Annotated in this window: 34 protein-coding genes; 33 read left to right on the forward strand and 1 reads right to left on the reverse strand. The window is 60.4% G+C overall.

Features of this window, described 5'->3' with window-relative positions:
* The first annotated feature begins 17 nt into the window (after positions 1-17).
* The 31 genes from fusA (at position 18) to PHLH3_RS03525 (ending at position 18,904) form a co-directional block, all read left to right on the forward strand.
* Positions 18-2,147 (forward strand): elongation factor G, encoded by a 2,130-nt coding sequence (gene fusA / locus PHLH3_RS03375; protein WP_213628211.1) that lies wholly within the window; start codon positions 18-20, stop codon positions 2,145-2,147.
* A gap of 30 nt (positions 2,148-2,177) precedes the next feature.
* A complete protein-coding gene (tuf, locus tag PHLH3_RS03380) occupies positions 2,178-3,371 on the forward strand; it encodes an elongation factor Tu (RefSeq protein ID WP_175384238.1) in 1,194 nt (397 codons plus the stop codon).
* Between the two features lie 154 nt (positions 3,372-3,525).
* Entirely contained in the window at positions 3,526-3,837 is a 312-nt protein-coding gene (gene rpsJ, locus PHLH3_RS03385; RefSeq protein ID WP_003243886.1) for a 30S ribosomal protein S10, read from the forward strand.
* Between the two features lie 85 nt (positions 3,838-3,922).
* Positions 3,923-4,558, forward strand: a complete 636-nt coding sequence (gene rplC / locus PHLH3_RS03390) for a 50S ribosomal protein L3 (protein WP_213628212.1) — start codon at positions 3,923-3,925, stop codon at positions 4,556-4,558.
* A 14-nt stretch (positions 4,559-4,572) separates the two neighbouring features.
* Positions 4,573-5,175 (forward strand): 50S ribosomal protein L4, encoded by a 603-nt coding sequence (gene rplD / locus PHLH3_RS03395; protein ID WP_111261958.1) that lies wholly within the window; start codon positions 4,573-4,575, stop codon positions 5,173-5,175.
* Positions 5,172-5,471 carry a 50S ribosomal protein L23 gene (gene rplW, locus PHLH3_RS03400; protein ID WP_213628213.1) on the forward strand — a complete coding sequence of 100 codons (300 nt, stop codon included), beginning with the start codon at positions 5,172-5,174 and terminating at the stop codon, positions 5,469-5,471. The genes rplD and rplW overlap by 4 nt, the downstream gene beginning before the upstream one ends.
* 11 nt (positions 5,472-5,482) lie before the next feature.
* Positions 5,483-6,304 (forward strand): 50S ribosomal protein L2, encoded by an 822-nt coding sequence (gene rplB / locus PHLH3_RS03405; protein ID WP_213628214.1) that lies wholly within the window; start codon positions 5,483-5,485, stop codon positions 6,302-6,304.
* 14 nt (positions 6,305-6,318) lie between these two features.
* Positions 6,319-6,594 (forward strand): 30S ribosomal protein S19, encoded by a 276-nt coding sequence (gene rpsS / locus PHLH3_RS03410; protein WP_016490535.1) that lies wholly within the window; start codon positions 6,319-6,321, stop codon positions 6,592-6,594.
* A 13-nt stretch (positions 6,595-6,607) separates the two neighbouring features.
* A complete protein-coding gene (gene rplV, locus PHLH3_RS03415) occupies positions 6,608-6,940 on the forward strand; it encodes a 50S ribosomal protein L22 (RefSeq protein ID WP_007161246.1) in 333 nt (110 codons plus the stop codon).
* A 13-nt stretch (positions 6,941-6,953) separates the two neighbouring features.
* Positions 6,954-7,640: a 30S ribosomal protein S3 gene (rpsC, locus tag PHLH3_RS03420; protein ID WP_016490536.1), complete on the forward strand. Its 687-nt coding sequence runs from the start codon at positions 6,954-6,956 to the stop codon at positions 7,638-7,640.
* A gap of 12 nt (positions 7,641-7,652) precedes the next feature.
* Positions 7,653-8,066 (forward strand): 50S ribosomal protein L16, encoded by a 414-nt coding sequence (gene rplP, locus PHLH3_RS03425; protein ID WP_111261956.1) that lies wholly within the window; start codon positions 7,653-7,655, stop codon positions 8,064-8,066.
* Entirely contained in the window at positions 8,066-8,257 is a 192-nt protein-coding gene (rpmC, locus tag PHLH3_RS03430) for a 50S ribosomal protein L29 (RefSeq protein WP_016490538.1), read from the forward strand. The genes rplP and rpmC overlap by 1 nt, the downstream gene beginning before the upstream one ends.
* Positions 8,258-8,259: 2 nt before the next feature.
* Positions 8,260-8,526 carry a 30S ribosomal protein S17 gene (gene rpsQ / locus PHLH3_RS03435; protein WP_021219597.1) on the forward strand — a complete coding sequence of 89 codons (267 nt, stop codon included), beginning with the start codon at positions 8,260-8,262 and terminating at the stop codon, positions 8,524-8,526.
* A gap of 22 nt (positions 8,527-8,548) precedes the next feature.
* Complete coding sequence (gene rplN, locus PHLH3_RS03440; RefSeq protein WP_003448734.1) at positions 8,549-8,917, forward strand: 50S ribosomal protein L14; 369 nt, start codon at positions 8,549-8,551, stop codon at positions 8,915-8,917.
* 12 nt (positions 8,918-8,929) lie between these two features.
* Entirely contained in the window at positions 8,930-9,244 is a 315-nt protein-coding gene (gene rplX, locus PHLH3_RS03445) for a 50S ribosomal protein L24 (RefSeq protein WP_021219598.1), read from the forward strand.
* A gap of 20 nt (positions 9,245-9,264) precedes the next feature.
* The gene (gene rplE, locus PHLH3_RS03450; protein WP_021219599.1) at positions 9,265-9,804 is read left to right on the forward strand and encodes a 50S ribosomal protein L5; all 540 of its coding nucleotides are present in this window, start codon (positions 9,265-9,267) and stop codon (positions 9,802-9,804) included.
* 13 nt (positions 9,805-9,817) lie between these two features.
* Positions 9,818-10,123, forward strand: coding sequence for a 30S ribosomal protein S14 (rpsN, locus tag PHLH3_RS03455; protein WP_111261954.1), 306 nt, complete (start codon positions 9,818-9,820; stop codon positions 10,121-10,123).
* A gap of 194 nt (positions 10,124-10,317) precedes the next feature.
* Complete coding sequence (gene rpsH, locus PHLH3_RS03460; RefSeq protein ID WP_111261953.1) at positions 10,318-10,710, forward strand: 30S ribosomal protein S8; 393 nt, start codon at positions 10,318-10,320, stop codon at positions 10,708-10,710.
* 12 nt (positions 10,711-10,722) lie between these two features.
* A complete protein-coding gene (gene rplF / locus PHLH3_RS03465; protein WP_021219602.1) occupies positions 10,723-11,256 on the forward strand; it encodes a 50S ribosomal protein L6 in 534 nt (177 codons plus the stop codon).
* A gap of 10 nt (positions 11,257-11,266) precedes the next feature.
* Positions 11,267-11,617, forward strand: a complete 351-nt coding sequence (rplR, locus tag PHLH3_RS03470; protein ID WP_021219603.1) for a 50S ribosomal protein L18 — start codon at positions 11,267-11,269, stop codon at positions 11,615-11,617.
* A 3-nt stretch (positions 11,618-11,620) separates the two neighbouring features.
* Positions 11,621-12,121 (forward strand): 30S ribosomal protein S5, encoded by a 501-nt coding sequence (gene rpsE / locus PHLH3_RS03475; protein ID WP_111261952.1) that lies wholly within the window; start codon positions 11,621-11,623, stop codon positions 12,119-12,121.
* A gap of 2 nt (positions 12,122-12,123) precedes the next feature.
* Positions 12,124-12,300 (forward strand): 50S ribosomal protein L30, encoded by a 177-nt coding sequence (gene rpmD, locus PHLH3_RS03480; protein ID WP_016490545.1) that lies wholly within the window; start codon positions 12,124-12,126, stop codon positions 12,298-12,300.
* Positions 12,301-12,303: 3 nt separating this feature from the next.
* On the forward strand, positions 12,304-12,738 hold the full coding sequence (gene rplO / locus PHLH3_RS03485; protein WP_111261951.1) for a 50S ribosomal protein L15: 435 nt from the start codon (positions 12,304-12,306) through the stop codon (positions 12,736-12,738).
* On the forward strand, positions 12,739-14,067 hold the full coding sequence (gene secY, locus PHLH3_RS03490) for a preprotein translocase subunit SecY (protein ID WP_111261950.1): 1,329 nt from the start codon (positions 12,739-12,741) through the stop codon (positions 14,065-14,067). It begins immediately after the preceding gene.
* 30 nt (positions 14,068-14,097) lie between these two features.
* The gene (gene rpmJ / locus PHLH3_RS03495) at positions 14,098-14,214 is read left to right on the forward strand and encodes a 50S ribosomal protein L36 (RefSeq protein WP_014854209.1); all 117 of its coding nucleotides are present in this window, start codon (positions 14,098-14,100) and stop codon (positions 14,212-14,214) included.
* Between the two features lie 133 nt (positions 14,215-14,347).
* Entirely contained in the window at positions 14,348-14,704 is a 357-nt protein-coding gene (rpsM, locus tag PHLH3_RS03500) for a 30S ribosomal protein S13 (protein ID WP_111261949.1), read from the forward strand.
* 30 nt (positions 14,705-14,734) lie between these two features.
* Entirely contained in the window at positions 14,735-15,124 is a 390-nt protein-coding gene (rpsK, locus tag PHLH3_RS03505) for a 30S ribosomal protein S11 (protein WP_003093689.1), read from the forward strand.
* Positions 15,125-15,140: 16 nt separating this feature from the next.
* Entirely contained in the window at positions 15,141-15,761 is a 621-nt protein-coding gene (gene rpsD, locus PHLH3_RS03510) for a 30S ribosomal protein S4 (protein WP_111261948.1), read from the forward strand.
* Between the two features lie 22 nt (positions 15,762-15,783).
* Entirely contained in the window at positions 15,784-16,785 is a 1,002-nt protein-coding gene (gene rpoA / locus PHLH3_RS03515; RefSeq protein ID WP_021219610.1) for a DNA-directed RNA polymerase subunit alpha, read from the forward strand.
* Positions 16,786-16,827: 42 nt separating this feature from the next.
* Positions 16,828-17,217 carry a 50S ribosomal protein L17 gene (rplQ, locus tag PHLH3_RS03520; RefSeq protein ID WP_021219611.1) on the forward strand — a complete coding sequence of 130 codons (390 nt, stop codon included), beginning with the start codon at positions 16,828-16,830 and terminating at the stop codon, positions 17,215-17,217.
* 238 nt (positions 17,218-17,455) lie between these two features.
* Positions 17,456-18,904: a catalase gene (locus PHLH3_RS03525; protein WP_213628215.1), complete on the forward strand. Its 1,449-nt coding sequence runs from the start codon at positions 17,456-17,458 to the stop codon at positions 18,902-18,904.
* A 99-nt stretch (positions 18,905-19,003) separates the two neighbouring features.
* Here PHLH3_RS03525 and uvrA read toward each other — a convergent pair whose 3' ends face one another.
* Positions 19,004-21,838 carry an excinuclease ABC subunit UvrA gene (gene uvrA / locus PHLH3_RS03530; RefSeq protein ID WP_213628216.1) on the reverse strand — a complete coding sequence of 945 codons (2,835 nt, stop codon included), beginning with the start codon at positions 21,836-21,838 and terminating at the stop codon, positions 19,004-19,006.
* A gap of 208 nt (positions 21,839-22,046) precedes the next feature.
* On the opposite strand from uvrA, the gene PHLH3_RS03535 reads away from it, so the two are divergent.
* Together PHLH3_RS03535 and PHLH3_RS03540 are read left to right on the forward strand one after the other, a co-directional pair.
* Positions 22,047-23,441: an MFS transporter gene (locus PHLH3_RS03535; protein ID WP_173178834.1), complete on the forward strand. Its 1,395-nt coding sequence runs from the start codon at positions 22,047-22,049 to the stop codon at positions 23,439-23,441.
* 9 nt (positions 23,442-23,450) lie between these two features.
* Positions 23,451-23,942, forward strand: a complete 492-nt coding sequence (locus tag PHLH3_RS03540) for a single-stranded DNA-binding protein (protein ID WP_173178835.1) — start codon at positions 23,451-23,453, stop codon at positions 23,940-23,942.
* Positions 23,943-24,131: the final 189 nt, after the last annotated feature.

A 24,131-nucleotide genomic window follows, 5' to 3' on the forward strand; every position in this document is an offset into this window, starting at 1 on the left:
TCTTTCGCGAGGGCTTTATGGCTCGTAATACAGCAATTAACCGCTACCGGAACATTGGTATCTGTGCCCACGTAGACGCGGGCAAGACCACCACTACCGAGCGGATCCTGTTCTACACAGGTCTCAGCCACAAGATGGGTGAGGTGCACGACGGTGCAGCCACTACCGACTGGATGGTGCAGGAGCAGGAGCGTGGTATCACCATTACCTCCGCTGCCATCACCACCTTCTGGGAAGGCTCCCGTGGTCAGTACGACAAGTACCGCGTAAACGTCATCGACACCCCCGGCCACGTAGACTTCACCATTGAAGTCGAGCGCTCCCTGCGCGTGCTGGACGGTGCTGTCGTGGTATTCTGCGGCACTTCCGGCGTTGAGCCGCAGTCCGAAACCGTATGGCGCCAGGCCAACAAGTACGGTGTTCCGCGTATCGTCTACGTGAACAAGATGGACCGCGCTGGCGCCAACTTCCTGCGTGTCGTCGGCCAGATCAAGAACCGCCTGGGTCACACCCCGGTTCCGGTTCAACTGGCCATCGGTGCTGAAGATGACTTCCAGGGTCAGATCGACCTCCTGAAAATGAAGGCCATCTACTGGAACGAAGACGACAAGGGCACCTCCTACCGCGAGGAAGAGATTCCTGCGGAGCTGGTGGACCTGGCCAACGAGTGGCGCAACAACATGGTCGAGGCTGCTGCCGAAGCCAACGAAGAGCTGATGAACAAGTACCTGGAAGAGGGTGAGCTGACGATCGAAGAGATCAAGGCCGGCCTGCGTCAGCGTACTATCGCCTGCGAAATCGTTCCGGCTGTCTGCGGTTCTTCCTTCAAGAACAAGGGTGTGCCTCTGGTTCTCGACGCCGTTATCGACTTCCTGCCGGCTCCGACCGAGATCCCTGCGATCAAGGGTGTGCATCCGGACAGCACCGATGACAACGAGATCCATGACGAGCGTCCTGCAGACGACGGCGCTCCGTTCTCCGCTCTTGCGTTCAAGATCGCTACCGACCCGTTCGTAGGTACCCTGACCTTCGTTCGCGTCTACTCGGGCGTTCTGGAGTCGGGCCAGTCGGTCATCAACTCCGTGAAAGGCAAGAAAGAGCGCGTTGGTCGTATGGTGCAGATGCACGCCAACCAGCGTGACGAGATCAAGGAAGTGCGCGCTGGCGACATCGCGGCCCTGATCGGCATGAAGGACGTCACCACCGGTGACACCCTGTGCGACATCGACAAGCCGATCATCCTCGAGCGCATGGACTTCCCGGAGCCGGTAATCTCGGTGGCCGTTGAGCCGAAGACCAAGGCTGACCAGGAAAAGATGGGTATCGCCCTCGGCAAGCTGGCCCAGGAAGACCCGTCGTTCCGCGTCAAGACCGACGAAGAGACCGGCCAGACCATCATCTCCGGTATGGGTGAGCTGCACCTGGACATCCTCGTCGACCGCATGAAGCGCGAGTTCGGCGTCGAGGCCAACATCGGCAAGCCGCAGGTTTCCTATCGTGAAACCATCACCAAGGACAACGTCGAGATCGAAGGCAAGTTCGTTCGTCAGTCCGGTGGTCGTGGTCAGTTCGGTCACTGCTGGATCCGTTTCTCGGCTGCCGATGTGGACGAGAAGGGCAACATCACCGAAGGTCTGGTGTTCACCAACGAAGTCGTGGGTGGTGTGGTTCCGAAGGAATACATCCCGGCGATCCAGAAGGGCATCGAAGAGCAGATGAAGAACGGCGTTGTCGCCGGCTACCCGCTCATCGGCCTGAAGGCTTCCGTGTTCGATGGTTCGTACCACGACGTCGACTCCAACGAGATGGCGTTCAAGATCGCTGCCTCCATGGCGACCAAGCAGCTGGCCCAGAAGGGCGGCGGTAAAGTGCTTGAGCCGATCATGAAGGTAGAGGTGGTAACTCCTGAGGATTACATGGGCGACGTGATGGGTGACCTGAACCGTCGTCGTGGCCTGATTCAGGGGATGGAAGACTCGGTTTCCGGTAAGGTTATCCGTGCAGAAGTTCCGCTGGGCGAGATGTTCGGTTATGCAACCGACGTACGTTCCATGTCTCAGGGTCGCGCTAGCTACTCCATGGAATTCGCAAAATACGCCGAAGCTCCGTCGAACGTCGTCGAAGCGCTGGTTAAAAAACAAGGTTGATTCAGCCCTTTAAGTAAGAGGTTTACTGTCGTGGCTAAGGAAAAATTCGAACGTAACAAACCGCACGTCAACGTCGGCACCATTGGTCACGTAGACCATGGCAAGACCACCCTGACTGCTGCTCTGACCAAAGTCTGCTCCGAGACCTGGGGTGGTTCTGCTCGCGCTTTCGACCAGATCGACAACGCGCCGGAAGAGAAAGCTCGCGGTATCACCATCAACACCTCCCACGTTGAGTACGACTCCGCTGTTCGTCACTACGCTCACGTTGACTGCCCCGGTCACGCTGACTACGTGAAGAACATGATCACCGGTGCTGCTCAGATGGACGGCGCTATCCTGGTTTGCTCCGCTGCTGACGGCCCCATGCCGCAGACTCGCGAGCACATCCTGCTGTCCCGTCAGGTAGGCGTTCCCTACATCGTCGTGTTCCTGAACAAGGCCGACATGGTTGACGACGCCGAGCTGCTGGAACTGGTCGAAATGGAAGTTCGCGATCTGCTGAACACCTACGACTTCCCGGGCGACGACACTCCGATCGTTATCGGTTCCGCGCTGATGGCGCTGGAAGGCAAAGACGACAACGAAATCGGCGTCTCCGCTGTTCGCAAGCTGGTAGAGACCCTGGACTCCTACATTCCGGAGCCGGTTCGTGCCATCGACCAGCCGTTCCTGATGCCGATCGAAGACGTGTTCTCCATCTCCGGCCGCGGCACCGTGGTTACCGGTCGTGTTGAGCGCGGTATCGTCAAGGTCCAGGAAGAAGTGGAAATCGTTGGTATCCGTGATACCAGCAAGACCATCTGCACCGGCGTTGAAATGTTCCGCAAGCTGCTCGACGAAGGTCGTGCTGGTGAGAACGTTGGTATCCTGCTGCGCGGCACCAAGCGTGACGACGTAGAGCGTGGCCAGGTTCTGGCCAAGCCGGGCACCATCAAGCCGCACACCAAGTTCGAGTGCGAAGTGTACGTTCTGTCCAAGGAAGAAGGTGGTCGTCACACCCCGTTCTTCAAGGGCTACCGTCCGCAGTTCTACTTCCGTACCACCGACGTGACCGGTAACTGCGAACTGCCGGAAGGCGTTGAGATGGTAATGCCGGGCGACAACATCAAGATGGTTGTCACCCTGATCGCTCCGATCGCCATGGAAGACGGTCTGCGTTTCGCGATTCGCGAAGGCGGCCGTACCGTTGGTGCCGGCGTGGTTGCCAAGATCATCGAGTAATCGAAGATCCTGACGAGAGAAGGGGCCCTTAGGGCCCCTTTTCTTTTGGTTGGTCAAAAGTTGACACCCTTCCGGTGCATCCGTACAATCACGCCTCCTTTTAACGGGCGTAGTCCGTCCGTTGGGGAAAGCAGAGATAGAGTCTGAGGTCAAAATGCAAAACCAACAAATCCGTATTCGGTTGAAGGCTTTTGACCATCGCCTGATCGATCAATCCACCCAGGAAATCGTGGAAACCGCGAAACGTACTGGTGCTCAGGTGCGTGGTCCTATTCCTCTGCCTACTCGCAAAGAGCGGTACACCGTTCTGATCTCCCCGCACGTCAACAAAGACGCGCGCGATCAGTACGAAATCCGTACCCATAAGCGTGTCCTGGACATCGTCCAGCCGACGGATAAAACCGTCGATGCGCTGATGAAGCTCGACCTTGCGGCAGGCGTGGAAGTGCAGATCAGCCTCGGCTAATAACCTTCGGGTTCTTAGTCGTGTAACGCTCTGAAATGGGCGGCCATAGCGGGTGAAAGCCCCGTACACTCATGAGGTTTACAACATGGCTATTGGTGTAGTCGGTCGTAAGTGCGGCATGACCCGCATTTTCACCGAAGAAGGTGTCTCCATTCCGGTCACGGTCATTGAGATCGAGCCGAATCGCGTCACCCAGTTCAAGACTGAAGAAAGCGATGGCTATCGTGCAGTGCAGGTCACTGTCGGTGAGCGTCGTGCTTCGCGCGTGACAGCTGCTCAGGCTGGTCACTTCGCCAAGGCTAACGTTGCCGCTGGTCGCAGCGTCTGGGAATTCCGTCTCGAAGACGGCGAATACCAGGCTGGCGATCAGATCACTGCCGAGGTTTTCCAGGCTGGTCAGCTGGTTGACGTTACCGGTCAGTCGAAAGGTAAAGGCTACGCCGGCACCATCAAGCGCTGGAATTTCCGTGGTCAAGACAATACCCACGGTAACTCCGTTTCCCACCGCGCCCCGGGCTCCATTGGCCAGTGCCAGACTCCTGGTCGTGTCTTCAAGGGCAAGAAAATGTCCGGTCACCTCGGCGCTGAGCGAGTGACTGTGCAGTCCCTGGAAGTTGTGCGTGTCGATGCAGAACGTAATCTGCTGCTGGTCAAAGGTGCCGTTCCCGGCGCTACCGGCGGTGATGTCGTTGTGCGTCCGGCTGCCAAGGCTCGTGGTTAAGAGGGGAAGCTGAGATGCAATTGAATGTAAATGGCGCTCAGGCTATCGAAGTCGACGAGCGTACCTTTGGTGGCGAGTTCAACGAGACCCTGGTTCACCAGGCTGTCGTCGCCTACATGGCTGGCGGTCGTCAGGGCACTCGTGCGCAGAAGACTCGCTCCGAAGTATCCGGTGGTGGCAAGAAGCCCTGGCGTCAGAAGGGCACCGGCCGTGCTCGTGCTGGCACCATTCGTAGCCCCATCTGGCGTTCCGGTGGTACCACTTTCGCCGCCAAGCCGCAGGATCACTCCCAGAAGCTCAATAAGAAGATGTATCGCGCTGCTCTGCGCTCCATCCTCTCCGAGCTGGTCCGTCAGGATCGTCTGGTCGTGGTTGCCGACTTCGCAGTCGAGGCGCCGAAAACCAAGGATCTGCTGGGCAAGCTGAACGGCCTGGGCCTGACCGACGTCCTCATCGTTTCCGATGATGTCGATCAGAACCTATACCTGGCTGCTCGCAACCTGCCGCATGTCGACGTCCGTGACGTGCAAGGTTCCGACCCGGTAAGCCTGATCGCCTACGACAAGGTGTTGATCACCGTGTCCGCCGTGAAGAAATTCGAGGAGCTGCTGGGATGAACCAGGAACGCGTATTCAAGGTGCTGGTTGGCCCGCACATCTCCGAGAAGGCTACCGTGCTGGCAGATGGCAAAAGCCAATTCGTTTTCAAGGTTGCCACCGATGCAACCAAGCTGGAAATCAAGAAGGCCGTAGAAAGCCTGTTCAGCGTGAAGGTAGACGCCGTCCGCACTGTCAACGTACAGGGCAAGACCAAGCGTACCGCTCGCGGCCTGGGCAAGCGCAACGACTGGAAAAAGGCGTACATTGCCCTCCAGCCGGGTCAAGATCTCGATTTCGCCAGCAGCGCTGAGTAAAGGGGTGCATCATGGCAATCGTTAAATGCAAACCGACTTCCGCTGGCCGCCGTTTCGTGGTCAAGGTCGTCAACCAGGAGCTGCACAAGGGTGCTCCCTACGCGCCGCTGGTTGAGAAGAAGTCGAAGTCCGGTGGTCGTAACAACAACGGCCGCATCACCACTCGCCACATCGGCGGTGGTCACAAGCAGCACTACCGTCTGGTCGATTTCCGTCGCAACAAGGATGGCATCCCTGCCACCGTCGAGCGTATCGAATATGACCCGAACCGCACTGCTCACATCGCTCTGCTGAAGTATGCCGACGGCGAACGTCGCTACATCATCGCGCCGAAAGGCGTGAGCGCTGGCGACCAGCTGATTTCCGGCGCTCACGCTCCGATCAAGGCCGGTAACGCTCTGCAGCTGCGCAACATCCCGGTTGGTAGCACCGTTCACGGTGTTGAGCTGAAGCCGGGCAAAGGTGCTCAGATCGCTCGTTCCGCTGGCGCTTCCGCCCAGCTGGTCGCTCGTGAAGGTGCCTACGTGACCCTGCGTCTTCGCTCCGGCGAAATGCGCAAAGTACTGGCTGAATGCCGTGCGACCCTGGGCGAAGTCTCGAACTCCGAGCACAGCCTGCGTTCGCTGGGTAAAGCCGGTGCCAAGCGCTGGCGTGGCGTTCGCCCGACCGTTCGTGGTGTTGCCATGAACCCGGTCGACCACCCGCATGGTGGTGGTGAAGGTCGTACCTCTGGTGGTCGTCATCCGGTGTCTCCGTGGGGCTTCCCGACCAAGGGCGCGAAGACCCGTGCGAACAAACGCACCGACAATATGATTGTCCGTCGCCGTAAATAATCGAGGATACGACAGTGCCGCGTTCTCTGAAAAAAGGTCCTTTTATCGATCTTCACCTACTGAAGAAGATCGAAGTGGCGGTGGAAAAGAACGATCGCAAGCCGGTGAAAACCTGGTCGCGCCGTTCCATCGTTCTGCCGCAGATGGTCGGTCTGACCATCGCTGTACACAATGGTCGTCAACACGTCCCCGTTCTCGTGAACGAAGACATGGTCGGTCACAAACTGGGCGAGTTCGCCGCTACCCGCACCTACCGCGGGCATGCTGCTGACAAGAAAGCCAAGCGTTAAGGGGTAAGGAACGATGGAAGTAGCCGCTAAGCTGTCGGGCGCTCGAATCTCCGCCCAGAAAGCCCGCTTGGTCGCCGACCAGATCCGCGGGAAGAAGGTGGGCGAAGCGCTCAACCTGTTGACCTTCAGCAGCAAGAAAGCCGCTGAGATCATGAAAAAAGTGCTCGAATCGGCCGTGGCCAACGCCGAGCACAACGAAGGCGCCGACGTGGATGATCTCAAGGTCTCCACCGTTTTCGTCAACGAAGGGCGTTCGCTGAAGCGCATCATGCCGCGTGCCAAAGGCCGTGCTGATCGCATCGTCAAGCGGTCTTGCCATATCACTGTCAAGGTTGCGGACAAGTAACGGAGTCGATCAGATGGGTCAGAAAGTACATCCCACTGGCATTCGCCTGGGAATCGTCAAGGAGCACACCTCCGTCTGGTACGCAGATAAGCGCACTTATGCCGATTATCTGTTTGCCGACCTGAAGGTTCGTGAGTACCTCCAAGACAAACTAAAAAGCGCGTCCGTAAGCCGTATCGATATTCATCGTCCGGCTCAAACCGCACGCATCACCATCCACACCGCTCGTCCCGGCATCGTGATCGGCAAGAAAGGTGAAGATGTTGAGAAGCTGCGTCAGGACCTGACCAAGCAAATGGGTGTGCCGGTGCACATCAACATCGAAGAGATCCGCAAGCCGGAGCTCGACGGTATGCTGGTTGCGCAGAGCGTAGCTCAGCAGCTGGAGCGTCGCGTTATGTTCCGTCGCGCCATGAAGCGCGCTGTACAGAACGCCATGCGCATTGGTGCCAAAGGCATCAAGATCCAGGTAAGCGGTCGTCTTGGCGGTGCTGAAATCGCCCGTACCGAATGGTACCGCGAAGGTCGTGTGCCCCTGCACACCCTGCGTGCCGACATCGACTATGCAACCTACGAAGCGCACACCACCTACGGTGTGATCGGTGTGAAGGTTTGGATCTTCAAAGGCGAGGTCATTGGTGGCCGCCAGGAAGAGCTGAAGCCCCAAGCGCCCGCTCCTCGTAAAAAAGCTGCTAAGTAAGGAGTACGCAAAATGCTGCAACCCAAGCGTACAAAATTCCGCAAGCAGATGACTGGTCACAACCGTGGCCTGGCTCAGCGCGGTAGCAAGGTCAGCTTCGGCGAATTCGCCCTGAAAGCTGTCGCTCGCGGTCGTCTCACCGCTCGCCAGATCGAGGCTGCACGTCGTGCCCTCACTCGTCACGTGAAGCGTGGCGGCAAGATCTGGATCCGTGTGTTCCCCGACAAGCCTGTCACCAAGAAGCCCCTCGAAGTTCGTATGGGTAAAGGGAAGGGCGGCGTCGAGTACTGGGTAGCCCAGATCCAGCCGGGCAAGGTCCTGTACGAGATCGAGGGTGTTTCCGAAGAGCTGGCGCGTGAGGCATTCGCCCTGGCTGCTGCAAAGCTGCCGCTCGCCACCTCCTTTGTTAAGCGGACGGTGATGTGATGAAAGCGAATGAACTTCGTGAAAAATCCGTACAGCAGCTGAACGAGCAACTGCTCGGCCTGCTGCGCGACCAGTTCAACCTGCGTATGCAGAAAGCAACTGGCCAGCTGGGGCAGTCTCACCTGCTCTCGCAAGTGAAGCGCGACATCGCTCGCGTCAAGACTGTGCTGAACCAGCAGGCAGGTAAGTAATCATGGCTGAAGCTCAGAAAACTGTCCGTACGCTGACCGGTCGTGTCGTCAGCGACAAGATGGACAAAACCATCACCGTCCTGATCGAGCGCCGCGTAAAGCACCCGATCTACGGTAAATACGTGAAGCGCTCGACCAAGCTGCATGCTCACGACGAAACCAACCAGTGCCGCATCGGCGACAAGGTCACCATCCGCGAGACCCGTCCGCTGGCCAAGACCAAGTCCTGGGCGCTGGTGGAAGTCGTAGAACGTGCCGTGGAAGTCTAAGGACTAAGGGTCGGAGAAAGATATGATTCAGACTCAATCCATGCTCGACGTCGCTGACAACAGCGGTGCTCGTCGCGTTATGTGCATCAAGGTCCTGGGTGGTTCGCACCGTCGTTATGCCGGTATCGGCGACATCATCAAGGTCACCGTCAAGGAAGCGATTCCGCGCGGTAAAGTGAAGAAAGGCCAGGTAATGACTGCTGTCGTGGTCCGTACCAAGCACGGCGTTCGCCGTCCTGATGGCTCGATCATCCGCTTCGATGGCAACGCTGCTGTTCTGCTGAACAACAAGCAAGAGCCGATCGGTACCCGCATCTTCGGGCCCGTGACCCGTGAACTTCGTTCCGAGAAGTTCATGAAGATCGTCTCGCTCGCCCCCGAAGTGCTGTAAGGAGAAGCCGTCATGCAAAAGATTCGTCGTGACGACGAGATCATCGTCATCGCCGGCAAAGACAAGGGCAAGCGTGGCAAGGTGCTCAAGGTTCTCACTGACGACCGTCTGGTCGTTGGTGGGATCAACCTGGTGAAGCGCCACACCAAGCCGAACCCCATGTCCGGTGTACAGGGCGGTATCGTCGAGAAGGAGGCGCCTCTGCACGTCTCCAACGTCGCCATCTTCAATGCTGAAACCAACAAGGCTGACCGCGTTGGTTTCAAAGTCGAAGACGGTAAGAAAATTCGTGTCTTCAAGTCGACCCAAAAAGCGGTTGATGCTTGAGCACTGCTAGGTAGAAGACCATGGCACGACTAAAAGAGATTTACCGGAAAGAAATCGCGCCCAAGCTGAAAGAAGAGCTTCAGCTTTCCAACGTGATGGAAGTTCCGCGCATTACCAAGATCACCCTGAACATGGGTCTGGGCGAAGCGATCGGTGACAAGAAAGTCATCGAACACGCTGTAGCTGATCTTGAGAAGATCACTGGTCAGAAGGTCGTCGTGACCTACGCCAAGAAATCCGTAGCGGGCTTCAAAGTCCGTGAAGGTTGGCCGATCGGTGTCAAGGTGACCCTGCGTCGCGATCGTATGTACGAGTTCCTGGATCGCCTGCTGGCTATCTCCCTGCCCCGCGTGCGTGACTTCCGCGGTCTGAATGCCAAGTCCTTCGATGGTCGTGGCAACTACAGCATGGGCGTGAAAGAGCAGATCATCTTCCCGGAAATCGATTACGACAAGATCGATGCGCTGCGTGGCCTGGATATCACCCTGACCACCACTGCCCGTAACGATGATGAAGGTCGTGCCCTGCTGCGCGCCTTCAACTTCCCGTTCCGCAACTGATTGGAGTAGGAACATGGCCAAACAGAGCATGAAAAACCGTGAGCTGAAGCGTCAGCAAACGGTTGCTAAGTTCGCTAAGAAGCGCGCTGAGCTGAAAGCTATCATTGCCAACCCCAACTCCACTCCGGAAGCGCGTTGGGAAGCTCAGGTAGCTCTGCAGAAGCAGCCTCGTGACGCCAGCGCCTCGCGCCTGCGTAACCGCTGCCGCATCACCGGTCGTCCGCACGGTGTGTACCGCAAGTTCGGCCTCGGCCGTAACAAGCTGCGCGAAGCCGCTATGCGCGGTGACGTTCCCGGCCTGGTCAAGGCCAGCTGGTAATGTCGCTGTGGGTGTCGGGGCACAAGCTCCGGCATCCGCCGAGTGGTATCAAATCAAGCCCCTTTTGGGGCTTGATTCGTTTTTGATCCGTCTCTAGAATATTCGGCTCGCCGGAGTCAGGCCTTAATTCGCCTGCGCTCTGTCGCGATTCTAGTCGCAAGGCTATTTCTTTTGTATTTAGGAGCAACTAGCCCATGAGTATGCAGGACCCGTTAGCGGACATGCTAACTCGTATCCGTAATGCCCAGATGGCTGAAAAGTCTGTCGTAAGCATGCCGTCCTCCAAACTGAAGGTGGCGGTAGCCAGCGTTCTCAAGAACGAAGGTTACATCTCGGGATACCAGATCAGCAGCGATATCAAACCTCTGCTGTCCATCGAGCTGAAGTACTTCGAAGGCCGTCCGGTCATCGAGGAACTCAAGCGCGTAAGTCGTCCTGGCCTGCGCCAGTACAAATCCGTCGATCAGCTGCCGAAAGTTCGTGGCGGCCTGGGCGTATCGATCGTTTCCACCAACAAAGGTGTGATGACTGATCGTGCTGCTCGCGCTGCTGGCGTTGGTGGCGAAGTGCTTTGCACTGTGTTCTAAGGGGGGATAAGCATGTCTCGCGTTGCTAAGAACCCCGTCAAGCTGCCCGCTGGCGTCGAAATCAAGATCGCCGGTCAGCAGCTCTCGGTGAAGGGTGCCAAGGGTGCTCTCGAACTGAACGTGCACCCGTCCGTGGAAGTGCTGCAGGAAGCTGGTGAGCTGCGTTTCGCTGCTCGCAACGGCGACCAGCAGAACCGTGCCATGGCCGGTACCACCCGTGCGCTGGTCAACAACATGGTAGTTGGCGTCAGCCAAGGCTTCGAGCGCAAGCTCCAGCTGGTAGGCGTTGGCTACAAGGCGCAAGCCAAAGGTCAAGTGCTGTCCCTGGCTCTCGGCTTCTCGCACCCGGTGGATTACGAACTGCCGCAAGGCGTCACCGCCGAAACCCCCAGCCAGACCGACATCCTGATCAAGGGTATCGACAAGCAGCTGGTTGGTCAGGTGGCGGCCGAAATTCGCGACTTCCGTCCGCCGGAGCCTTACAAAGGCAAAGGTGTGCGTTACGCCGACGAAGTCGTCCGTCGTAAAGAAGCTAAGAAGAAGTAGGGCATAGCAAATGAGCGTAAAGAAAGAAACTCGTCTGCGTCGCGCTCGCAAGGCACGCCTGAAAATGCGCGAGCTGGAAACCGTACGCCTCTGCGTGTATCGCTCTTCCCAGCACATCTACGCCCAGGTCATTTCGGCCGACGGCGCCAAGGTTCTGGCCACTGCCTCGACCCTGGACAAAGAACTGCGTGACGGCGCCACCGGCAACGTCGACGCCGCCAAGAAGGTTGGTCAGCTGGTTGCCGAGCGTGCGAAAGCAGCTGGTGTCACTCAGGTGGCGTTCGATCGTTCTGGCTTCAAGTACCACGGCCGCGTCAAGGCGCTGGCTGATGCTGCTCGTGAAGGCGGGCTGGAGTTCTAAGTTATGGCAAATAACGAGCAAAAGCGCGACGAAGGCTACATCGAGAAGCTGGTCCAGGTTAACCGTGTTGCCAAGACCGTAAAGGGCGGCCGTATCTTCACCTTCACCGCGCTGACCGTGGTGGGTGACGGTAAAGGTCGTGTTGGTTTCGGTCGTGGCAAGTCCCGCGAAGTGCCGGCTGCTATCCAGAAAGCGATGGAAGCCGCTCGCCGCAACATGATCCAGGTAGACCTGAACGGTTCGACCCTGCAGTACCCCGTCAAGTCCGCCCATGGCGCCTCCAAGGTGTACATGCAGCCGGCTTCCGAAGGTACCGGTATCATCGCCGGCGGCGCCATGCGTGCCGTTCTGGAAGTGGCTGGTGTGCAGAACGTTCTGGCCAAATGCTATGGCTCGACCAATCCGGTGAACGTGGTTTACGCCACCTTCAAGGGTCTGAAGAACATGCAGTCCCCGGAGTCCGTTGCAGCCAAGCGTGGTAAGAGCGTCGAGGAGATTCTCTAATCATGGCAACTGTCAAAGTAACGCTGATCAAGAGCGTTAACGGCCGTCTGGCTAACCACAAAGCTTGCGTCAAGGGCCTCGGCCTGCGTCGCATTGGTCACACCGTCGAAGTTCAGGACACCCCTGAAAATCGCGGCATGATCAACAAGGCTTACTACCTTCTGCGCGTCGAGGGTTAATCCATGAAACTGAACGATCTGCGTTCCGCGCCGGGTGCCCGTCGCGAGAAGCACCGTCCGGGCCGTGGTATCGGCAGCGGCTTGGGCAAGACTGGTGGCCGTGGTCACAAAGGTCAGACCTCCCGCTCCGGTGGCACCATCGCTCCGGGCTTCGAGGGCGGCCAGCAGCCGCTGCATCGTCGTCTGCCGAAGTTCGGCTTCGTTTCCCTGAAGGCCATGGATCGCGCAGAAGTGCGCACTTCCGAGCTGGCCAAGGTTGAAGGCGATGTCGTCACTCTGCAGTCGCTGAAGGATGCCAACGTGATTAACCAGAACGTACAGCGTGTGAAAATCATGCTGTCGGGCGACGTTACTCGCGCGGTCACCCTGAAAGGTATCGCCGCCACCAAGGGTGCGCGTGCGGCTATCGAAGCAGCTGGCGGTAAGTTCGAGGACTAAATGGCTAAGCAAGGTGCTCTCTCCGCGCTCAGCAATGGCGGGTTATCCGAGCTCTGGGCTCGACTGCGTTTCCTGTTCCTGGCGATCATCGTCTACCGGATTGGCGCGCACATTCCAGTGCCCGGGATAAACCCAGACCGGCTGGCCGAGCTGTTCCGGCAGAACGAGGGGACCATTCTTAGCCTGTTCAACATGTTTTCCGGCGGCGCGCTGGAGCGCATGAGCATTTTTGCACTGGGGATCATGCCGTACATCTCGGCGTCGATCATCATGCAGCTCATGACCGCTATCAGCCCGCAGCTGGAGCAGTTGAAGAAGGAAGGTGAAGCTGGCCGTCGCAAGATTAGCCAGTACACCCGCTACGGCACTGTAGTCCTGGCGCTGGTGCAGGCAGTCGGCATGTCCGTCGGCCTCGCCAGTCAGGGCGTCGCATTCTCGACTGATTTCGGCTTCTACTTCGTGGCCGTCACCACCTTCGTGGCTGGTGCGATGTTCATGATGTGGCTGGGCGAGCAGATCACGGAGCGCGGTGTTGGCAACGGTATCTCGATGCTGATCTTTGCAGGCATCGTTGCCGGTCTTCCGAGAGCGATCGGGCAGTCTTTCGAGTCTGCACGCCAGGGCGATATCAACATCTTCGCCCTCGTCGCCATCGGTTTGCTGGCGGTAGCGATCATCGGTTTCGTGGTGTTCATTGAGCGTGGCCAGCGTCGCATCGCGGTGCACTACGCCAAGCGTCAGCAGGGCCGCAAGGTCTTCGCTGCGCAGACCAGCCACCTGCCGCTCAAGGTGAACATGGCGGGCGTGATCCCGGCCATCTTCGCCAGCAGCATCCTGCTGTTCCCGGCGTCGCTGGGGGCATGGTTCGGTCAGTCCGATAAAATGGGCTGGCTCCAGGACCTTTCGCAGGCGATCGCCCCCGGTCAGCCTTTGAACATTCTGCTGTTTAGTGCAGGGATCGTTTTCTTCTGCTTCTTCTACACAGCGTTGATGTTCAATCCGAAAGACGTGGCGGAAAACCTGAAGAAGTCCGGTGCCTTTATTCCGGGTATCCGTCCTGGTGAGCAGTCCGCGCGCTATATCGATGGCGTACTGACCCGCTTGACCATGTTCGGTGCTCTGTACATGACGGCTGTTTGCCTGCTTCCGCAGTTCCTTGTGGTCGCAGCCAACGTTCCGTTCTACCTTGGCGGGACCTCGTTGCTGATCGTTGTTGTGGTTGTCATGGACTTTATGGCCCAAGTGCAATCCCACCTCGTTTCGCACCAGTACGAATCCCTGATGAAGAAAGCCAACCTGAAGGGCTACGGCGGCGGAATGCTCCGCTGACGCAGTTCCGTAAGGTTCTAGGAGTTACTGATGAAAGTTCGTGCATCGGTGAAAAAGCTGTGCCGCAACTGCAAGATCGTTCGCCGCGAAGGTGTTGTTCGCGTGATCTGCAGCGCGGAACCGCGTCACAAACAGCGCCAAGGCTGAGTGTGATTCACGCGTTATGAGCCCGGCAGCTAGTGCGCTGCCGGGTTGATTATTCGTTTCTACAGCGTTAATATCGCGCGCCCTATTTCTTGGCTTCCGGGGCGTAGGTAGCTGTCAACTGGAGTTTCACTGAATGGCCCGTATTGCAGGCGTCAACATTCCAGATAACAAGCACACTGTTATCTCGCTGACCTACATCTACGGTGTTGGTCGCACCACTGCACAGAACATCTGTGCAACCACCGGGGTCAACCCGGCGGCAAAGATCAAGGATCTCTCTGACGAGCAGATCGAACAGCTGCGTGGCGAAGTCGCGAAGCTCACCACTGAAGGTGACCTGCGTCGTGAAATCAACATGAACATCAAGCGTCTGATGGACCTGGGGTGCTACCGCGGCCTGCGTCATCGTCGTGGCCTGCCTGTTCATGGCCAACGTACCAAGACCAACGCGCGTACCCGTAAGGGCCCGCGTAAGCCGATCCGCAAGTAATTGCGCCCGCGAATCGACAGGAACTAAGTCATGGCTAAGCCTGCTGCTCGTCCCCGTAAGAAAGTCAAAAAGACAGTGGTTGATGGGATCGCCCACATCCACGCGTCTTTCAACAACACCATCGTGACCATCACTGACCGCCAAGGTAACGCCCTGTCCTGGGCCACCTCCGGTGGTTCCGGTTTCCGCGGCTCCCGTAAAAGCACTCCGTTCGCTGCCCAGGTAGCTGCTGAGCGTGCTGGTCAAGCTGCCCTGGAATACGGCCTGAAGAACCTCGACGTCAACGTCAAGGGCCCGGGCCCGGGTCGCGAATCCGCTGTGCGTGCTCTGAACGCCTGCGGCTACAAGATTGCCAGCATCACCGACGTGACGCCCATCCCGCATAACGGGTGCCGTCCGCCGAAGAAGCGTCGCGTGTAATAGGAGACAGTGAGAAATGGCTCGTTACATTGGTCCCAAATGCAAACTGTCCCGTCGTGAAGGCACCGACCTCTTCCTGAAGAGTGGTGCTCGCGCGCTCGAATCCAAGTGCAACATCGAATCGGCTCCCGGCCAGCACGGCGCTCGTCGTGGTCGCCTGTCCGACTACGGCACCCAGCTGCGCGAGAAGCAGAAAGTGCGCCGTATCTACGGTGTCCTGGAGCGTCAGTTCAGCGGTTACTACAAAGAAGCTGCCAGCCGTAAGGGCGCTACCGGCGAGAACCTGCTGCAACTCCTCGAGTGCCGCCTGGACAACGTCGTGTACCGCATGGGCTTCGGTGCTACCCGCTCCGAGTCCCGCCAGCTGGTATCGCACAAAGCCATCAGCGTGAATGGTCAGACCGTCAACGTACCGTCTTTCCAAGTCAAGGCTGGTGACGTTGTTGCCATCCGCGAGAAGTCGAAGAATCAGCTGCGTATCGTTCAAGCCCTTGAACTGTGCGCCCAACGCGGTCGCGTTGAGTGGGTTGAAGTCGACGTCGAGAAGAAGTCCGGCGTTTTCAAAAGCGTTCCGGCACGTACTGATCTGTCCGCCGACATCAACGAAAACCTGATTGTCGAGCTCTACTCCAAGTAAGGGCTAGAAAATAGGTGCATCCATGCAGAGTTCGGTAAATGAGTTCCTGACCCCCCGTCACATTGATGTGCAGGTGGTCAGTCCGACCCGCGCCAAGATCACGCTCGAGCCTCTCGAGCGCGGTTTTGGCCATACCCTGGGCAACGCGCTGCGTCGCATCCTGTTGTCCTCCATGCCTGGCTGTGCAGTAGTCGAGGCCGAAATCGATGGCGTACTCCATGAGTACAGCGCCATCGAAGGTGTTCAGGAAGATGTCATCGAAATCCTGCTCAACCTGAAAGGTCTGGCTGTCAAGCTGCACGGTCGTGACGAAGTAACGCTGAACCTGGTCAAGAAGGGTTCGGGCGTGGTCACTGCTGCCGATATTCAGCTGGATCATGATGTCGAGATCGTCAATGGCGACCACGTGATCGCTAACCTGGCGGAAAACGGTGCACTGAACATGAAGCTCAAGGTGGCTCGTGGTCGCGGCTATGAGCCGGCTGACGCGCGCCAGAGCGATGAAGACGAGAGCCGCAGCATCGGTCGCTTGCAGCTCGACTCCTCGTTCAGCCCGGTCCGTCGCGTTGCCTACGTCGTGGAAAACGCCCGTGTCGAGCAGCGTACCAACCTGGACAAGCTGGTTATTGACCTGGAAACCAACGGTACCCTGGACCCCGAAGAGGCCATCCGTCGTGCCGCTACCATCCTGCAACAGCAGCTGGCAGCGTTCGTCGACCTCAAAGGTGACAGCGAGCCCGTAGTAGTCGAGCAGGAAGACGAGATCGATCCGATCCTGCTGCGCCCGGTTGATGATCTTGAGCTGACCGTACGTTCGGCCAACTGCCTGAAGGCGGAGAACATTTACTACATCGGTGATCTGATCCAGCGCACCGAAGTGGAACTGTTGAAGACTCCGAACCTGGGCAAGAAGTCCCTGACCGAGATCAAGGACGTCCTGGCCTCCCGTGGTCTGTCCCTCGGCATGCGCCTCGACAACTGGCCGCCGGCAAGTCTTAAGAAGGACGACAAGGCGACTGCCTGATCGTCGTAATCACCGAACGTGAGTTTGGTAAGGAATTGAACCATGCGTCATCGTAAAAGTGGCCGTCACCTCAGCCGCACCAGCGCACACCGCAAGGCCATGTTCCAGAACATGGCGGTATCGCTGTTCGAGCACGAACTGATCAAAACCACCCTGCCGAAAGCCAAGGAACTGCGCCGCGTTGCCGAGCCGCTGATCACCCTGGCCAAGGAAGACAGCGTCGCCAACCGTCGTCTGGCCTTCGACCGTACTCGTTCGAAAGCCATCGTTGGCAAACTGTTCAACGATCTGGGCAAGCGCTACGCCAACCGTCAGGGCGGGTACCTCCGCATCCTGAAGTGCGGCTTCCGCGCTGGCGACAACGCTCCGATGGCCTACGTTGAGCTGATCGACCGTCCGGTCGGCGGCGCAGCGGTAGAAGCTGCCGAGTAAGTCGTACGCTACAAGAAGAAACCGGGCCCAGTGCCCGGTTTTTTCGTTCAGGAGTCCGTGGTTTTTCGTCCTGGGAGAGTCACCTGGTAGCGTCAGGTACTTCATCGTTTCCGGCCTACGTGATCGAAAGATATTATCTATCGACCGTTTCCTTTTAATGCATTGGCTCTGTTCTTCCTCGTCCCTCATCCTCTCCCTCGTTGGCTCGCCGCGAAACTATCTGTTGAGGACGTTATAGATGGACAAGAAGACCTACCTGACCACCGCATCCGGTGCCCCCGTCGCCGATAACCAGAATTCCCGTTCCGCCGGCCCCCGTGGCCCGTTGCTGCTCGACGACTTCCACATGATCGAGAAGCTTGCCCACTTCAACCGCGAGAACATCCCCGAGCGCCGCGTCCACGCCAAGGGATCGGGTGCCTATGGCACCTTCACCGTCACCCGCGACATCACCCGCTACACCCGCGCCAAGCTGTTCGAGGCCGTCGGCAAGCAGACCCCGACCTTCCTGCGCTTCTCGACCGTGGGTGGCGAGCGCGGCTCGGCGGATACCGAACGCGACCCCCGTGGCTTCGCCCTGAAGTTCTACACCGAGGAAGGCAACTGGGACATCGTAGGCAACAACACGCCGGTGTTCTTCATCCGCGATCCGCTCAAATTCCCCGACTTCATCCACACCCAGAAGCGCCTCCCGCAAAGCAACCTCAAGAGCGCGCAAATGATGTGGGACTTCTGGTCGCACTCGCCCGAGGCGCTGCACCAGATCACCATCCTGTTCTCCGACCGCGGCATTCCGGACGGCTACCGTCACATGCACGGCTTCGGCAGCCACACCTACAGCCTGATCAACGCCCAGGGCGAGCGTCACTGGGTCAAGTGGCACTACAAGACCAAGCAAGGGATCAAGAACCTGGCCCCGGCCGAAGCGGCCCGCCTGGCCGGGACCGACCCCGATTACGCCCAGCGCGACCTGTTCAACGCAATCGAGCGTGGCGAGTTCCCCAAGTGGAGCGTATGCGTCCAGATCATGAGCGAGGCCCAGGCCGAGGCTCATCATGAGAACCCCTTCGACGTCACCAAGACCTGGTCGCAGAAGGAATACCCGCTGATCGAAGTGGGCGAGCTCGAGCTCAACCGCAACCCGCTCAACTACTTCGCCGAGGTCGAGCAGGCCACCTTCGGCCCGAGCAACATGGTGCCCGGCGTCGGCCTGTCGCCGGACCGCATGCTGCAAGGGCGCGTATTCGCCTACGCCGATGCACACCGCTACCGCGTGGGCACCAACCACCAGCAACTGCCGGTGAACGCGCCGCGCTCGCCGGTGAACAGCTACCAGCGCGATGGCGCCATGGCGTTCGGCAGCAACGGTGGCGCGGCGCCCAACTACGAGCCCAACAGCTACGCGAATGCGCCCAAGCAGGCGCCCGAGTATGCCGAGCCGCCGTTGGCGCTGAGCGGTGCCGCTGCCCGTCACGACCACCGTGAGGACAGCGACTACTACAGCCATGCCGGTGCGCTGTTCCGCCTGATGAGTGCCGAGCAGAAGGCGTTGCTGATCAGCAACATCGCCGGCGCGATGGCCGGCGTCAGCGAGGATGTGGTGCAGCGCCAGCTGCAGTACTTCTTCAAGGCCGACGTGGCCTACGGCGAAGGCATCGCCAAGGCGCTGGGCGTCCAGCTCGGCTGACCGACGGCGGGCCTCCGATACGCAGGCCCGCTTGATCCCGGCATGAAAAAGCCCCGGCCACCTTCACGGTGCCGGGGCTCTTTCGTTGCTGCCGTACCCTCAGGCGCGATCACGCTCCAGCAGCGGCTTGAGGAAGTGCCCCGTGTGGGACTGCTTCATCTTCGCCACGTCTTCCGGCGTGCCGGTGGCGATGATCTGGCCCCCCTTGGAACCGCCCTCGGGGCCAAGGTCCACCAGCCAGTCGGCCGTCTTGATCACGTCCAGGTTGTGTTCGATCACCACCACCGTGTTGCCGTGGTCGCGCAGGCGGTGCAGCACGTCCAGCAGCTGCTGGATGTCCGCGAAGTGCAGGCCCGTGGTCGGCTCGTCGAGGATGTACAGCGTCTTGCCCGTGTCGCGCTTGGACAGCTCGCGGGACAGCTTCACCCGCTGCGCCTCGCCACCGGACAGCGTGGTCGCCGACTGCCCCAGGCGGATGTAGGAGAGCCCCACGTCCATCAGCGTCTGCAGCTTGCGGGCGATGGCCGGGACGGCGTCGAAGAACTCGCGCGCCTCCTCGATCGTCATGTCCAGCACCTCGGTGATGCTCTTGCCCTTGTAGCGGACTTCCAGGGTCTCGCGGTTGTAGCGCTTGCCCTTGCACACATCGCAGGGCACGTAGATGTCCGGCAGGAAGTGCATCTCCACCTTGATCACGCCGTCGCCCTGGCAGGCCTCGCAGCGGCCCCCCTTCACATTGAAGGAGAAGCGCCCCGGCCCGTAGCCTCGGGAGCGCGACTCCGCCACGCCGGCGAACAGCTCGCGGATCGGCGTGAACAGCCCGGTATAGGTCGCAGGGTTGGAACGCGGCGTCCGACCGATGGGGCTCTGGTCGATGTCCACCACCTTGTCCAGGTGCTGCAGCCCGTCGAAGCTGTCGTGCGGTGCCGCCTCCAGCGTCGTGGCACCGTTCAGCGCGGTGGCGGTGATGGGGAACAGGGTGTTGTTGATCAGCGTCGACTTGCCCGATCCCGACACGCCGGTGATGCAGGTCAGCAACCCGACCGGGATCTCCAGGTTGACGTTCTGCAGGTTGTTGCCACGCGCGCCCTTGAGCAGCAGCGACTTCTTCTTGTCGCGCGGGGTGCGCTTGGCCGGCACGGCGATCTTCACCCGGCCCGACAGGTACTTGCCGGTCAGCGAGTCGGGGTGCGACATCACCTCGTCCGGCGTGCCTTCGGCGACGATCCGGCCACCATGTACGCCGGCGCCCGGGCCGATGTCGACCACATAGTCGGCGAGGCGGATGGCGTCCTCGTCGTGCTCCACCACTATCACCGTATTGCCGATGTTGCGCAGGTGGGTGAGGGTGGCCAGCAGGCGCTCGTTGTCCCGCTGGTGCAGGCCGATCGAGGGCTCGTCGAGGATGTACATCACCCCCACCAGGCCGGCGCCGATCTGGCTGGCCAGGCGGATGCGCTGCGCCTCGCCACCGGAGAGGGTGTCGGCGCTGCGGTCCAGGGTCAGGTAGTCCAGGCCGACGTTGACCAGGAACTGCAGGCGCTCGCGGATCTCCTTGAGGATCTTGTCGGCGATCTCGCCCTTGCGCCCGGGCAGGCTCAGGTCGCCGAAATAATCGGCGGCATCGCCCACCGGCAGGCCGGTCACCGCCGGCAGCGTCTTCTCGCCCACCCACACGTGGCGCGCCTCGCGGCGCAGGCGGGTACCCCGGCAATCCGGGCAGGGCTGGGTGCTGAGGAACTTGGCCAGCTCCTCGCGCACGGTGTTCGACTCGGTCTCGCGGTAGCGGCGCTCCAGGTTGGGGATGATCCCCTCGAACGGGTGCGAGCGCTTGACGATGTCGCCACGGTCATTGAGGTAGCGGAAGTCCACGTCCTCGCGGCCGCTGCCGAAGAGGATCGCCTTCTGGTCCTCGGCCGGCAGCTCGTCGAAGGGCTTCTCCAGGCTGAAGCCGTAGTGCGCGGCCAGGGAGCCGAGCATCTGGAAGTAATAGACGTTGCGCCGGTCCCAGCCGCGGATCGCACCCTCGGCCAGGGTCAGCTCGCCATTGACCAGGCGCTTGGCGTCGAAGAACTGCTTCACGCCCAGGCCGTCGCAGGTGGGACAGGCGCCAGCCGGGTTGTTGAAGGAGAACAGCTTGGGTTCCAGCTCGCTGATGGAGTGGCCGCAATGGGGGCAGGCGAAGCGTGCGGAGAAGATCACCTCATCGCCCGGCTCGTCGTCCATCGGCGCCACCAGGGCGATGCCGTCGGCGAGGTTGATCGCCGTCTCGAAGGATTCCGCCAGGCGCTGCTGCAGGTCAGCGCGGACCTTGAAGCGGTCCACCACCACATCGATGGAGTGCTTCTTCTGCTTGTCCAGCTTGGGCAGTTCGTCCATCTCGTAGATGCGGCCGTTGACCCTTGCCCGCACGAAGCCCTGGGCGCGCAGCTCGTCGAACACGGCAAGGTGTTCGCCCTTGCGCTCGCGGATCACCGGCGCCAGGAGCATCAGCTTGCGGCCCTCGGGCAGCGCCAGCACCTGGTCGACCATCTGGCTGACGGTCTGCGCCTCCAGCGGCACGTCGTGGTCCGGGCAGCGCGGCGTACCGGCGCGGGCATAGAGCAGGCGCAGGTAGTCGTAGATCTCGGTGATGGTGCCCACGGTGGAGCGCGGGTTGTGCGAGGTGGACTTCTGCTCGATGGAGATGGCCGGTGACAGGCCCTCGATGGTGTCGACATCGGGCTTTTCCATCATCGACAGGAACTGCCGGGCATAGGCCGACAGCGACTCCACGTAGCGGCGCTGGCCCTCGGCGTAGAGCGTGTCGAAGGCCAGCGACGACTTGCCGGAACCGGACAGACCGGTGATCACGATCAGCTTGTCGCGTGGCAGGGTGAGATCGACATTCTTCAGGTTGTGGGTCCGTGCCCCACGGATCAGGATCTTGTCCACTGCAGCCTCGCTTGGCATGCGGAAACCCGCGATTATACGGCTCGCGCCCACTCTGCGGCAAAGGCGCGCGGCTGTGCTGTAGACCATCGGGGCTGTTAGAATGCGCGACATTTTTTGGCGCCGGCACAGGCCGGGCACCCAGGGTCGGGTGCGTGCGCCGCCGAGGGGCACGACGCATTTCCCCGTATCCGTTTCCCATGAGGAATCTATGCACGACTCCCATTCCGAACGCATGAGCGGTCGCGAGACCCGAGCGGCCAGTGGCCTCGCCCTGGTGTTCGCCTTCCGCATGCTCGGCATGTTCATGGTGCTGCCGGTCCTGGCCACCTACGGGCAGGACCTGGCCGGCGCCACGCCCGCGCTGATCGGCCTGGCCATCGGCGCCTACGGCCTGACCCAGGCGGTGCTGCAGATCCCCTTCGGCATCGTCTCCGACCGCATCGGCCGCCTGCCCGTCATCTATATCGGCCTGCTGATCTTCGCCGCCGGCGCGGTGCTCGCCGCCAACGCCGACTCCATCTGGGGCGTGATCGCCGGCCGCGTGTTGCAGGGTGCCGGTGCCATCTCCGCCGCCGTCATGGCGCTGCTCTCCGATCTCACCCGCGAGCAGCACCGCACCAAGGCCATGGCCATGATCGGCATGAGCATCGGCGTGTCCTTCGCCGTCGCCATGGTGGTCGGCCCCCTGGTCACCCGCGCCTTCGGCCTCTCCGGGCTGTTCTGGGTGACCGCCGTGATGGCCCTGGTGGGCATCGTCATCATCGCCCTGGTGGTGCCGCGTGCCGACCACCCGCTGCAGCACCGCGAATCCGGCGTCGCCCGGCAGGCGCTGCTGCCCACCCTCAGGCACCCCGACCTGCTGCGCCTGGACTTCGGCATCCTCGCGTTGCACGCCGTGCTCATGGCCAGCTTCGTCGCGCTGCCGCTGGCGCTGGTGGAGAAGGCCGGCCTGCCCAAGGAGCAGCACTGGTGGGTCTACCTGACCGCGCTGCTGGTGGGCTTCTTCGGCATGGTGCCCTTCATCATCTATGGCGAGAAAAAACGCCGGATGAAGAACGTGCTGCTCGGTGCCGTCAGCGTGCTGCTGGCCTGCGAACTGTTCTTCTGGGCCTTCGGCGACACCCTTCAGGCGCTGGTCATCGGCACCATCGTCTTCTTCACCGCCTTCAACCTGCTGGAAGCCTCGCTGCCGTCGCTGATCAGCAAGGTCGCCCCGGCCGGCGGCAAGGGCACCGCCATGGGCGTCTACTCCACCAGCCAGTTCCTCGGCGCGGCCCTTGGCGGCATCCTCGGCGGCTTCATGTTCCAGCATGGCGGCCTGTCCGTCGTGTTCATCGGATGCGCTGCCATCTGTGCGATTTGGCTCGCCATTGCTGTTACTATGCGCGAGCCTCCGTATGTCACCAGCCTGCGCCTGCCCTTGTCGGCAGCGGCCATCGGCGATGCCGGTCTGGTGGCGCGATTGCTGGCAACGCCCGGAGTGGCGGATGCCGTAGTGGTGGCCGAAGAAGGCGCCATCTATATCAAGTTGGATACCGAACAATTGGACCGCACGTCCCTGGAGCGCCTGATCAATGCGGCGCCCGAACGTGCTGAAGCCTAGGAGAACGTTATGGCCCGTGGGGTTAACAAAGTCATTCTGGTTGGCAACGTCGGCGGCGATCCCGAAGTCCGCTACATGCCCAACGGCAACGCCGTGACCAACGTCACCCTGGCCACCAGCGAAAGCTGGAAGGACAAGCAGACCGGCCAGCAACAGGAGCGTACCGAATGGCACCGCGTGGTGTTCTTCGGCCGCCTCGCCGAGATCGCCGGCGAGTACCTGCGCAAGGGCTCGCAAGTCTATGTCGAAGGCACCCTGCGCACCCGCGAATGGGAGAAGGACGGCGTCAAGCGCTACACCACCGAGATCGTCGTCGACATCAACGGCCAGATGCAGCTGCTTGGCGGCCGTCCCGGCAACGATGGCGATTCCGCTCCCCGTGCCCCGCGTCCGCAGCGCGAGCCGCAACAGTCCGCCCCGCGCGAACAGCGTCCGGCTCCCCAGCCCGCTGCCCAGCCGGCCCCGGACTACGACAGCTTCGACGACGACATCCCGTTCTGAGCCGAGCCGTCCGGCACAGACAAAGGCGCAGCCCCAGGCTGCGCCTTTTTCGTTTCCGGGAGATGAAATACAGCGCCCGGCTACCCACTCGTCCGCAGCCGGCCTGAGCTTGTCGAACCCGCCTGCAGCCCGCGTGGGGCGGGACTTTGTGAATGCAAAATCACATTCGGGCCGGGCTCTGGACGGTGG

Source organism: Pseudomonas sp. Pc102, assembly GCF_018408275.1.
Classification (GTDB): Bacteria; Pseudomonadota; Gammaproteobacteria; order Pseudomonadales; family Pseudomonadaceae; genus Metapseudomonas; species Metapseudomonas tohonis.